Source organism: Rhizobium sp. 3T7, from assembly GCF_020166565.1.
Lineage (GTDB): Bacteria > Pseudomonadota > Alphaproteobacteria > Rhizobiales > Rhizobiaceae > Rhizobium.
On record NZ_JAIQXS010000026.1, the window covers coordinates 59,245 to 70,220 of the forward strand.

The window sequence follows — 10,976 nt, forward strand, 5'->3', positions numbered from 1 at the left end:
AAGCGCATGACCGATCTGAAGCCGCTTTTGGCGAAGGCTGCGAGCCGCGAGCCGCTGACACGCGAGGAGGCTCGCGAGGCCTTCGACATTCTGATGTCCGGTCAGGCGACCCCTTCGCAGATCGGTGGCTTCCTGATGGCATTGCGCGTCCGCGGTGAAACAGTCGACGAGATTGTCGGCGCCGTGACGACGATGCGCGCCAAGATGCTGACCGTCGACGCGCCGGCCGACGCAATCGACATCGTCGGAACCGGTGGCGACGCAAGCGGCACCTACAATATCTCGACGCTGGCCGCCCTTATCGTCGCCGGTGCCGGTGTCCCTGTGGCCAAGCATGGCAACCGCGCTCTGAGCTCGAAATCTGGCGCCGCAGATAGCCTCGCCGCTCTCGGCGTCAGGCTGGATGTAACCCCCGAGGTGATCTCGCGCTGCATTCGTGAGGCTGGTGTGGGCTTCATGTTCGCCCAGCAGCATCACTCGGCGATGCGTCACGTCGGTCCGACACGCGTCGAACTCGGCACGCGCACGATCTTCAATTTGCTAGGACCCCTCTCCAATCCGGCCGGTGTTCGCCGCCAATTGCTTGGCGTCTACGCGCCGCAGTGGGTTGTGCCAATTGCCGAGGTCATGCGCGATCTCGGCTCCGAATGCGTGTGGGTCGTCCATGGCAACGGCCTCGACGAAATCACTACGACAGGAAAGACGAGTGTCGCAGCACTCGAGGGGGGCAAGATCCGCACCTTCGAATTGTCTCCCGCAGATTTCGGCGTCGAGCCTTGCCGGTTGGAGGCCATCAAGGGCGGAGATGGCGTAGTGAATGCGGCCGCTCTGCGCGACGTCCTGAGCGGGGCAAGGAACGCTTACCGCGATATCGCGCTTGCCAACGCGGCGGCTTCGCTGGTCATATCGGGCAAAGCTGAGATGCTCCAGGATGGTATGCGTCTTGCTGCGCAGTCTCTGGACAGCGGTGCAACGGCCGCGGCCCTTGATAAACTCATCGCCGTGTCGAACGACATCGACTAGGATAGAGACATGACCGACATCCTGAAGAAGATCGAACTCTACAAGCGCGAAGAGATCGCCGCCGCAAAGGCGAAAGTGTCGCTGGCCGATCTGAAGGCGATGCAGGCGGATCAATCGGCGCCGCGCGGCTTTCAGCGTTCGCTGGTTGCCAAGCGAGAGGCTGGTCGGTACGGCCTGATCGCTGAGATCAAGAAGGCCAGTCCTTCCAAGGGGCTGATCAGGCCTGATTTCGATCCGCCGTCGCTGGCCAAGGCTTATGAACTTGGAGGTGCGGCCTGCCTTTCGGTGCTGACGGACACACCGAGCTTTCAGGGTGCGCCGGAATTCCTGATGGCGGCGCGTGCGGCGTGTTCGCTACCGGCACTGCGCAAGGATTTCATGTTCGAGACCTACCAGGTGCAGGAAGCGCGTGCCTGGGGTGCCGATTGCATCCTGCTGATCATGGCCTCACTTTCGGATGACGAAGCAATGCGCCTCGAGGATGAGGCCTTCGACCTTGGCATGGATGTACTGGTGGAAGTCCATGATGCCGTGGAAATGGAGCGTGCACTGAAACTCTCATCCTCGCTCGTTGGCATCAACAATCGCAATCTCCGGACATTCGAAGTCAGCCTTGAGGTCAGCGAGCAACTCACCCCAATGGTTCCAGAGGATCGCCTGCTGGTGGGCGAAAGCGGCATCTTCACGAATGCTGATTGCAAGCGTCTCCAAGCGGTTGGCATCAACACCTTCCTGGTTGGTGAGAGCCTCATGCGCAAGGAGGACGTAACCGCCGCGACGCGTGCGCTGCTCTTCGGCGAAGCCGTGCTGGCGGCCGAGTGAGATGAGCGGTGGCCAAACCGGACTGACCCACATTGATGCCTCCGGCGAGGCGCATATGGTCGATGTCAGCGATAAGGTCGAGACAACAAGGGTTGCGACCGCCGAAGGCCACGTGCGAATGGCTGCTGCGACGCTCGATCTCATTCGCACGGGCAATGCGAAAAAGGGTGACGTGATCGGCACGGCGCGCCTTGCCGGCATCATGGCGGCCAAGCAGACGAGCAATCTGATCCCGCTCTGCCACCCCCTAATGCTTACGAAGGTTTCGGTCGACATCACGGAGGATACCGACCTACCCGGCCTGCGCGTCAGTGCAACGGCGAAGCTGACGGGCAAGACCGGCGTCGAAATGGAAGCGTTGACGGCCGTTTCCGTTGCCTGCCTGACGATATACGATATGGCCAAGGCTGCCGATAAAGCCATGGAAATCGGCGGCATCAGGCTGCTCGAAAAATCGGGTGGCAAGTCCGGAGACTTTCGTCATCCGGAGTATGGCAAATGAGCATGCTCCCCGTTGCCGAGGCGCAAGACCAGTTGCTGTCGCGCGCAAAGCCGGTTCTGACGAGAGAAATGGTTTCCTTGCAGGAGGCCGAGGGCCGCGTGCTGGCAGCTGACGTTGCAGCCAAACTGACGCAACCGCCATTCAATGCTTCCGCAATGGATGGATATGCGTTGCGCCGCGAGGATGCTCCAGAGCCCGGCGCCGAGTTGAGGCTCATCGGCACGTCGTCCGCCGGTCGTGCGTTCGACGGTGCCGTCGGCAAAGGCGAAACGGTGCGGATATTCACCGGCGCCCCGGTTCCTTCAGGCGCGGACAGCGTGTTGCTCCAGGAGGATGCGGAGAAGATCGACGGCGGCATCCGCACGACATTCACTGTTCGTCTTGGCCAGCACATCCGGCCGCGCGGGCAGGACTTTCTTGAAGGCGAAGCTGTGCTCAAGGCGGGGACTGCGCTGGACTTCTCGCGCCTAACCGTAGCGGCTGGAATGAACCATGCGGTACTCGAGGTGTGGCGCAAGCCGGTGGTCGCGTTGCTCGCCACCGGTGACGAATTACTGCCGCCCGGAAGCTCGCCGGCTCCCGCTCAGATCATTGCGTCAAGCACCTTCGGTATAGCTGCGCTGGCGCGCAAGGCTGGCGCCGATGTTCTCGATCTCGGGATTGTGCCCGACGACAAGGGCGCGATTTCGGCTGCGGTCGAGCGCGCCCGGCAGGCTGAGGTCGATGTCATCGTGACGCTTGGCGGGGCGTCGGTGGGCGACCACGATCTGGTGCAGGCTGCGCTGCTCGCCGCGGGGATGAAACTCGATTTCTGGCGGATCGCCATGCGCCCGGGCAAGCCGTTGATGGTGGGCAGCTTCGACGAGACGCATGTTATTGGTTTGCCTGGCAACCCGGTATCGAGTCTGGTCTGCGGGCTGCTGTTCCTGGAGCCGTTGATTCGCAAGCTTGCCTCACTTCCGCCGGTCAAACGCGAGGCAAAGGTGGAGACGACGGTAACGCTCCGTGCCAATGACCAGCGACAGGACTACATGCGAGCCACGCTGTCGCGATCGTCATCAGGCGCACTGACGGCGAAGCCGTTTGGCAAGCAAGACTCGTCGATGATGAAGATATTCGCCCAGGCCGACTGCTTGATTATCCGACCGCCGCATGCCCCGGAACTGCCCGCAGGAAGTCCCTGCCCGGTGATATTGTTAAGGCCCGACCTTCTCGACTGAGGCCGTTTTATTTGTGGTGCCGGGTATTTGCCTGGCGAGCTGAAGGCAGGATTGCGATGACGAATGAGACCGTGCGGGACACGCATGCGATGCTGTCCGGCATGACACCCGCCCTCATGGAGGGTGAGTTCGTATTCTGCGTGACCCCAAACGAGGATGTAGCTCTGCTTGCTGCTCCTGATACACTGGCTTGGTTTCGCGAGCGCGAAGGAACCTCCCTGATCCTCTCCAAAAGCCGGGCCGCGGAACTCGGCTTCAACTGCGATATGCCGATGCGACATATCGTTCTCGAGGTTTTTTCGTCGTTGGAAGGCGTAGGGCTGACGGCTGCGGTAGCTTCGACGTTGGCAGCCCACTCAATACCCTGCAACATGGTAGCCGCCTACCATCACGACCACGTCTTCGTTCCAGCAGCGATGGCGGACCTGGCGCTGGAGATCTTGCTGAAGTTGCAGGAAGCGTCGCCTCGCGAAGCGTCCTCTTTGGTCACCCGGCCACCGCCAGGGTGAACACCCCGCCAATCGCCGCCTGCCCGGTCGAACCGTCGCCGAAATCGGGAACGGCATATTCAGCGATAAGCTCTAGAGCTGCGAGCGGTAGTGACCGTCTGCGTGGATCCCCTATGAGCACCTCGATGCCCGCTTTGCGACTGGCCGTAAGGAACTGCAAAACTCTCCGCGCAAGCTGGGCACTGTAGAAGACATCCCCCGCAAGAATAATATCGACCTCGGGCGGGTCGCCGGCGAGAACATCGGCAATCGTTACTTCAACTGTCACGCCGTTCGCTTCGGCGTTGAGAGCGATTGCCGCGATCGCGTTCGTGTCGATCTCCGCTGCAACCACCCGGGATGCTCCGCATTTTCGAGCCGCGATCCCGACTATGCCCGAACCTGCGCCGAGATCGAGGATGCGACGATTGCGAACGATGTCTTGATGCTCCAGGATATGCCGAGCAAGTAGCGTTCCGCCGGCCCAGTTATAGGCCCAATAAGGCGGTAGATCCTCCTCGTCGCTGGATCCGAGACGCGAGAGCCCGCTGCCGGGATGAGCCGTATAAAGCTGTATCTCAGGCAAGCCGGGTGCCGGCTTCAGTTGCAGGTTTTCGACGATAAAGGTGTGAACGTCCACTAGGGAGAGAGCTCCGCGATTTGGGCTACGCTCCCGACGGTGCAGTCCCCTCATTCCCTTCCCACTCGCCCAATCAATAATTCTTCATCGCCAGATGCGGCATCCCGCCATCCGGGAACTCGTTGCCGAACGCGACGAATCCGAAGCGTTCGTAGAGGGCTATTTTGTCACTTTGTGCCGTCAGATAAAATCGATTCTCACGAACGGATCGGTGCTCGTTCATCGCATAGGTCAACATCGCGCTCGCGACACCGTGTCCGCGCCATGCCTTGCTGACTGCGACGCGGCCGATTTTCACATGCTCCTTCGCATGGATGATCCGGAGCGTCCCGCAAACCTCGCCACCCGCCACAGCGACGACATGATGCGCCGTAAGGTCAAGTGCATCGAATTCTTCATCGGCAGGTACATTCTGTTCGACGATGAAGACCGCACGTCGGAGCTTGAACGCCTCGTTGCAAAGGGTGCTGAAAACAGGAACCGGTAAGATGATCGTATTTGCCATTATCCTCTCCCTGTCTCTAGCGGCGACGCAAAAACTGCGCCACCGTTGGGATGGTTATCCCTTCTTTTTTGAGAACTTGGGCTTCGGGCCACCGCTGCCCTTGCCCTCGAACTTCGGCTTGCCCGGCTTCTTGCCCCAGGGCTTTGAATCGCGGTGCTCGTCGCGCTCGCCCTCGCTGCGGGCTTCCTTGCGAAACTTATCCTTCGGGCGGTCGTCGCTGAATTCACGACTCTCGCCAAAGGCCTTCTTACCAGCATAGGGTTTCGAGGCTGCAGGTTTGCTGAAATCGGGTGTGCCATTGAGGGGCGTGACGCGGATGCCACGCTCCATCGTCTTGTTCTGACCGATCGACTGCAGGAAGCTGTCGGCGCTGGCCGCTGAAATCTCGACATACGTTTCGTCGGTCTGCATCTTGATCGCGCCGATCTCTCGTTTCGTCAGATTGCCGTTTCGGCAAAGCATCGGGATCAGCCAGCGTGGCTCTGCATTCTGCTTGCGGCCGACCGAAATCGAAAACCAGACGCTCGCCCCGAAGTCATCGCGCGGACCCTTCTGATACGGTTCGCGTGGCCCGTCGGCGGTCTCGCGGCGCTTGCCACCGCGGCTGTCCTGAACCGAGACCTCGACCAGATCCTCCGGTGCAGACTGGTTGGAGCGGTAGAGATTGACGAAGGCCGCGGCGAGCTTTTCGGCCCCATGCGTATCGAGAAGCCGCTTGACCAAGTCCTGAGCTTCCTCGCTCGGCGCTTCCTCGAAGATGGGGTCGGCAAGCAGACGCGCTTCGTCGCGTGCCGTGACCTCTTCCGCTGACGGTGGACGAGCCCATGCGGCCGAGATGCCGGCATTGCCAAGAAGGCGTTCAGCCTTGCGGCGCACGTTCAGCGGCACGATCAGTGCACTAACGCCCTTGCGGCCAGCGCGACCTGTGCGACCGCTGCGGTGAAGCAGAGTTTCGGGATTGGTCGGCAGGTCCGCGTGAATGACGAGGTCGAGGCCGGGAAGGTCGATACCGCGGGCTGCGACATCCGTCGCGATACAGACGCGAGCACGTCCATCGCGCATCGCCTGCAGTGCATGGCTGCGTTCGTTCTGTGTCAGCTCGCCAGACAAGGCGACGACGTTGAAGTTGCGATTGTGAAAGCGAGCGGTGAGATGGTTGACCGCAGCTCGCGTCGAACAGAACACGATTGCATTAGTTGCTTCGTAGTACCGCAGGACGTTGATGATTGCGTTCTCGCGGTCGCTTGGCGACACGACAAGAGCCCGATACTCGATGTCCCCGTGTTGCTTTTCTTCGGTCGCCGTCGCGATCCGCACCGCGTTCTTCTGGTAGCTCTTCGCCAGCTTTGCGATGGCCGCCGGAACAGTTGCTGAAAACATCAGGGTCCGACGGTTATCCGGCGAGGAATCCAGAATGAACTCGAGATCTTCGCGGAAGCCGAGGTCGAGCATTTCGTCGGCTTCATCAAGCACGACGGCCTTGAGCGCGGAAATGTCGAGCGCGCGCCGGCGGATGTGATCGCAGAGGCGACCGGGTGTGCCGACGACGATATGGGAACCCCGCTCCAGCGCGCGGCGCTCGCTGCGGATGTCCATGCCGCCGACGCAGCTGACGATCAGGGCGCCTGTTGCTTCGTAAAGCCATTCAAGCTCGCGCTTGACTTGGAGCGCGAGCTCTCGCGTCGGCGCGATCACGAGCGCCAGCGGTTCGGCCGCAGGCCCAAAACGGTCTTCGTTTTCCAGTAACGTGGGCGCCAGCGCGAGGCCGAAGGCGACGGTCTTGCCGGAGCCGGTCTGGGCGGAAACGAGGGCGTCCGACGCGACAAGCGCAGGGTCGAGCATGGACTTTTGAACCGGCGTCAGCTCGGTATAGCCGCGTTTCACCAATGCCTTGGCGATCGCCGGAACGACGCCGCTAAAATCTGTCATGTTGTCTATCTTTCGGAAGTCTCATGCGCACGTTGCGCCTTGGCCGGCAGTTGCCAGCAGAGAAGTTGGCCGTTCCTACTTGGTCAGACGCAAAATGTCAAAGCGGATGTCCCTGCCAGAGCCATACGTCGATGCCTTCGTTTCTGCCACGAATGCGCGCTTGCGCTGGGCCTTCGAGCTGGCCAGAGCGAAGCGGTGCGCTTTTCGGCCCGGCCGCGGCCATCAAGGCGGCGCTCAACGCCAACTCGAAACGGCGTTCTGCAGCTACTTCCATCAGGCGGCTTGCGACATTCACGGTGTCACCGGTCACGGTAATTTGCTGGCGATTGCCGCTCCCGAGCCGCGAGGCGACGACCGGACCGCAATGAGCCCCGACCTTGAAACCGATCTTTCGGTCGCTCAGGGCCGAATGGGCGATGAGCCAGGGCCGCATCCGCTTACACAGGCTGACTGCGCAGGCGGCGGCCCGCGTCGCGTCGTCGTCAGCCGGTTGCGGCAAGCCGAAGAGAATCATCGCACCATCGCCCATGAAGCTGGTGACCGCCCCGCCATGCGAGCGCGCCTCCTCGTCGACCAGCTCGAAGAAATCGCTGAGAACTTCGCGGACATTCGTCGCGCCGATTGCCTCGCTCAAGCCCGTGAAACCGGAGAGGTCGATGAAGATGACCGCAGCGTCCTGTCGGATCGGTTTCGCGAGAAAGTTCGGATCGCGCGCGAGCCACTCGCCCATGCCCGGTGCCTCGATGCGTTGCAAAAGGTCGCTTTGCGCCGCGAAGTGCGCGGCTTGGCGACGATCGATCCAGATCTCGGCGGCGCCGAAGAGCAGGACCGGCGGCAGGGCTGCTGCGATGGGCAGTGCCGCGCTGAACCAGTAGCCATGCGCGAAGGCGGCAACGTTCAAAGCGGCCCATGCGAGCGCCGCGGAGGCAATGATGGCATAGCCGATGGCGCTGCGCCGCCACGCAAGCAGGCTGATCAGCAGCAGCGGCAGAGCCACGGCTATGAGCGAATCGAGCAAACGTACGTTGCGGTCTCTGACGATGCTGTCGCCGGCAATCAGATGTGTCGCCGCCGTCGCCATCACCTCTACGCCTGGGAGCACCGGATCGAAAGGTGTCGGGAAGACGTCGCCGCCGCCGGTCACGGTCGAGCCGATCACGACAATCCTGTCCTCGATCGCCTTGGCGGGGAGCTTTCCGGCCAGTGCATCCGCAGCGCTGAAGGTCGGAATGGTGCCGCGTGGGCCGTAGAAGGTGACTGGCAGCCGCTGCCCATTGTCGGTCGGCAGATGCCGGTCACCAAGTGCAACGCCGCCAGGCGAGAACGCCGGATTGATGCCCAGTGCCAGCGAAGCGACCCGCAATGGAAACGAGGCATCGACCCGCTCGCCGCTGCGGGAGATCAGAGGAATGAAACGCGGTGTGCCTGACTCATCGGTGGCCACGTTGACGACGCCAATGGCCGCAACGTCGGAAAAGCGGCCAAGGGGTAACAGCATCTTGCTGGCAGTCGGTATCGCCGCCAGTGGATCGTTGGCGTCGATGCCGACCACCTGTATCTCTTTCGGGAAAACGCCGGCGGCGGCGATGACACTGGGCGTCTGCTGCAGTGCCAAAGCCAACGCTGCATCGCCCTCGTCCGATCCGGGATCAACCAGCAAGAGATCGAGCGCTATGACCTTCGGCTTCAAGGCGCTGACGGCGGACACCACGCGGGCGAGTGTCGCCCGATTGAGCGGATAGCCGTTGTCGGCGGCGGTCTGATCGTCGATTGCGACGATGCTGGTGATCGGCGGTGGCATCCGCGCGCCGACTACAGTGCTTCGAAGATCGGTCAGCGAAGCCTCGAGGCGGTCGAGGAAGCTCATACTGCCTGAAAGATGCATATAGCCGAGAAGCCCGCCCCATAGTGCGGCCAGCAGCAGCGCGATCGTGATCAGGAGCCGTCTGCCCTGCATTGGGGCGCTATTGGCCAAGGCGGGCAAGCAGGGCTGCGGCGCGGGCCGGTGGCCAGCGGCGGACGGTCAACGGGCCGCTGCCACGCGTGACGTCAACGCCCTCGCCTACACTCAACACGACCCGCCGTCCCGCCGAGGGACGACCGACCGCGACGCGGCCGCGCACGACGAAGACGGAGGTCGTGCCGCCATTGACATCGACAGCCCAGCGCGTGCCGCGAACGGCCGCGATCGCTTGTGGCGTGACGACCTCGAATCCGCCCGGCCGCTGGGCGCGGTCAACATCCACGAGCACGGCCTTGTTGCGCAATGACACCGCGTCTGGTCGCCCATCGCGGTTACGGTCGATGATATTGAAGCGGGCCTCACTCTCGGCAACGATCGTCACGCCATCCGCGCACCGCATGACTTGCCGCGAGGTGCTCGCCATGCGCTCCATGGTGCATCCGCTCGCTTGTGCAAACGCTGCATCCGCGCTGAAGAGACAGGCAGCGCTACCCCACACGACCAGCGCCAAAAGCATTCTGGAGTTTACAAGCATATCCGTCCCCTACCTGAATGCACCATCGGACGACCCAGCGTGCGGCGGCCATGATACGCTGATTGCTGCAGCACGCATGCCGAAACGTCAACGGCTATCCGACAGAGTCTATGCTTTAAGCGATGTTTCGATTGACGGTCCCGTATAGCGCGCCCTTGGACGAATGAGATGGCCGCTCTCGACCTGCTCCATGGCATGAGCGAGCCACCCCACGGTACGCGCGAGCGCGAAGATCACAAGCGGTGCATTTGCGGGAAGATCAAAAACGGCCGTCATAGCCGTCAGCGCAAAATCGATGTTGACGCTTTCTCCAATGATTTCCTGCCCCGCCCTCGCCAGTTCGGCGTAGCTCGGGGGCAAGGAGAACTGGGACATCAGCGCCTTTGCCCTGATGTCTCCGTCCGGATAAAGAGGGTGGCCAAAGGCGGGGAGCGACCTTCCCTGTGTCAGCGCCTGCCGTACGGTCGCGCTGGCCCCAAGGGCATTGACGTCTTCGACCAATGAGGCGACGCCCTGCCACGAGCCGCCGTGGAGCGGTCCGGTCAAGGTCGATAGGCCCGACAGCACGGCAGCCGATAGCGTTGCGCCTGAAGAGGCTGTTACTCGGGTGGCGAAGGTCGATGCGTTGAGTTCGTGATCTGCGAGGAGCACAAGCGCGCGCCTGATGCAGTCGGCGGCTTCAGGCCTGCGCCAACTCATGGCGAGGCGCAGATGCAATGGCAAAGCGCTCGTATCTGGTGCTAAGGCACCAGATACGCTCGACAGGATACTTTGCGCTTCGGCCTTCAGCACCTTCGGCGACCGTCCAAGGGTCGGCAGGTCGTGGGTGACACGCTGCGCGAGCAGAACAAATGCGCGTTCCAGCGAGGGCGCCGCTTCCAGAGCCTCGCCCGGTGCCGCCGCAATCTGTCCAGAGTTCCACAGAAGCGTTGCGGTTTCCTCCAGTGTCGCATGTTCCGCCCAGGCGGCGGCGTCATGGCCACGATAGTAGAGCCGGCCATCCAAAATGGTGGAAATAGCAGATGGCAGTACCGGATCACCCCATTGGATGGTGTCTGCCGCAACCGTCTCGGTCTTTCGGCGGCCCGCATGTCGCTCGGCCAGCCGCGTCACGTCAGCTGCGCTGTAAAGACTTCGCCGCGGATCGGTGGCATCAGGTTTAGCCCGGACGCGGCCGCGGCTCACATTGGCGTAAAGCGTTTGCGGCTTCGTGCCGAGTTTCTCAAGCGCCTGCTCGGCGGTCAGCCAGGACATCCTGTCCTCTTACATTGATCAATTGCATCAAGATTGACGTCAATCAATCTAGGCTCGATCGTGCTCTGCGTAAAGGAGGTGGCATGAAAGAGGCG

11 protein-coding genes are annotated in these 10,976 nt (G+C 62.0%); 5 read left to right on the forward strand and 6 right to left on the reverse strand.

The features are described from left to right. Positions 1-6: 6 nt before the first annotated feature. The 5 genes from trpD to K9B32_RS25670 are packed head-to-tail and all read left to right on the forward strand — an operon-like array spanning position 7 to position 4,076. The gene (trpD, locus tag K9B32_RS25650) at positions 7-1,023 is read left to right on the forward strand and encodes an anthranilate phosphoribosyltransferase (RefSeq protein ID WP_224567539.1); all 1,017 of its coding nucleotides are present in this window, start codon (positions 7-9) and stop codon (positions 1,021-1,023) included. A 9-nt stretch (positions 1,024-1,032) separates the two neighbouring features. Further along, a complete protein-coding gene (gene trpC, locus K9B32_RS25655; protein ID WP_224567540.1) occupies positions 1,033-1,845 on the forward strand; it encodes an indole-3-glycerol phosphate synthase TrpC in 813 nt (270 codons plus the stop codon). A 1-nt stretch (position 1,846) separates the two neighbouring features. Continuing rightward, the gene (gene moaC, locus K9B32_RS25660; protein WP_224567541.1) at positions 1,847-2,347 is read left to right on the forward strand and encodes a cyclic pyranopterin monophosphate synthase MoaC; all 501 of its coding nucleotides are present in this window, start codon (positions 1,847-1,849) and stop codon (positions 2,345-2,347) included. After that, complete coding sequence (gene glp / locus K9B32_RS25665; RefSeq protein WP_224567542.1) at positions 2,344-3,567, forward strand: gephyrin-like molybdotransferase Glp; 1,224 nt, start codon at positions 2,344-2,346, stop codon at positions 3,565-3,567. Before moaC ends, glp begins: the two co-directional genes overlap by 4 nt. Before the next feature lie 56 nt (positions 3,568-3,623). Continuing rightward, entirely contained in the window at positions 3,624-4,076 is a 453-nt protein-coding gene (locus tag K9B32_RS25670; RefSeq protein WP_224567543.1) for an ACT domain-containing protein, read from the forward strand. Here K9B32_RS25670 and K9B32_RS25675 read toward each other — a convergent pair. The 6 genes from K9B32_RS25675 to K9B32_RS25700 all read right to left on the reverse strand — a co-directional run bounded on the left by K9B32_RS25675 (position 4,054) and on the right by K9B32_RS25700 (position 10,881). After that, on the reverse strand, positions 4,054-4,749 hold the full coding sequence (locus K9B32_RS25675) for a class I SAM-dependent methyltransferase (RefSeq protein WP_224567544.1): 696 nt from the start codon (positions 4,747-4,749) through the stop codon (positions 4,054-4,056). The genes K9B32_RS25670 and K9B32_RS25675 overlap by 23 nt on opposite strands. 19 nt (positions 4,750-4,768) lie before the next feature. Continuing rightward, the gene (locus K9B32_RS25680; RefSeq protein WP_224567545.1) at positions 4,769-5,200 is read right to left on the reverse strand and encodes a GNAT family N-acetyltransferase; all 432 of its coding nucleotides are present in this window, start codon (positions 5,198-5,200) and stop codon (positions 4,769-4,771) included. Positions 5,201-5,254: 54 nt separating this feature from the next. Continuing rightward, the gene (locus K9B32_RS25685; RefSeq protein ID WP_224567547.1) at positions 5,255-7,129 is read right to left on the reverse strand and encodes a DEAD/DEAH box helicase; all 1,875 of its coding nucleotides are present in this window, start codon (positions 7,127-7,129) and stop codon (positions 5,255-5,257) included. Between the two features lie 97 nt (positions 7,130-7,226). Then, positions 7,227-9,086, reverse strand: coding sequence for a CHASE2 domain-containing protein (locus K9B32_RS25690; RefSeq protein ID WP_224567548.1), 1,860 nt, complete (start codon positions 9,084-9,086; stop codon positions 7,227-7,229). A 7-nt stretch (positions 9,087-9,093) separates the two neighbouring features. Continuing rightward, on the reverse strand, positions 9,094-9,627 hold the full coding sequence (locus K9B32_RS25695) for a FecR domain-containing protein (protein ID WP_411969750.1): 534 nt from the start codon (positions 9,625-9,627) through the stop codon (positions 9,094-9,096). Positions 9,628-9,735: 108 nt separating this feature from the next. Continuing rightward, on the reverse strand, positions 9,736-10,881 hold the full coding sequence (locus K9B32_RS25700; protein ID WP_224567559.1) for a citrate synthase: 1,146 nt from the start codon (positions 10,879-10,881) through the stop codon (positions 9,736-9,738). Positions 10,882-10,976 lie beyond the last annotated feature (95 nt).

Excerpts from the sequence above, each read along its gene's own strand:
- glp (WP_224567542.1), top strand. The coding sequence starts at position 2,344 with ATGAGCATGCTCCCCGTTGCCGAGGCGCAAGACCAGTTGCTGTCGCGC.
- K9B32_RS25680 (WP_224567545.1), bottom strand. The coding sequence starts at position 5,200 with ATGGCAAATACGATCATCTTACCGGTTCCTGTTTTCAGCACCCTTTGC.
- K9B32_RS25685 (WP_224567547.1), bottom strand. The coding sequence starts at position 7,129 with ATGACAGATTTTAGCGGCGTCGTTCCGGCGATCGCCAAGGCATTGGTG.
- K9B32_RS25670 (WP_224567543.1), top strand. The coding sequence starts at position 3,624 with ATGACGAATGAGACCGTGCGGGACACGCATGCGATGCTGTCCGGCATG.
- K9B32_RS25690 (WP_224567548.1), bottom strand. The coding sequence starts at position 9,086 with ATGCAGGGCAGACGGCTCCTGATCACGATCGCGCTGCTGCTGGCCGCA.
- K9B32_RS25700 (WP_224567559.1), bottom strand. The coding sequence starts at position 10,881 with ATGTCCTGGCTGACCGCCGAGCAGGCGCTTGAGAAACTCGGCACGAAG.
- trpD (WP_224567539.1), top strand. The coding sequence starts at position 7 with ATGACCGATCTGAAGCCGCTTTTGGCGAAGGCTGCGAGCCGCGAGCCG.
- trpC (WP_224567540.1), top strand. The coding sequence starts at position 1,033 with ATGACCGACATCCTGAAGAAGATCGAACTCTACAAGCGCGAAGAGATC.
- moaC (WP_224567541.1), top strand. The coding sequence starts at position 1,847 with ATGAGCGGTGGCCAAACCGGACTGACCCACATTGATGCCTCCGGCGAG.
- K9B32_RS25695 (WP_411969750.1), bottom strand. The coding sequence starts at position 9,627 with ATGCTTGTAAACTCCAGAATGCTTTTGGCGCTGGTCGTGTGGGGTAGC.
- K9B32_RS25675 (WP_224567544.1), bottom strand. The coding sequence starts at position 4,749 with ATGAGGGGACTGCACCGTCGGGAGCGTAGCCCAAATCGCGGAGCTCTC.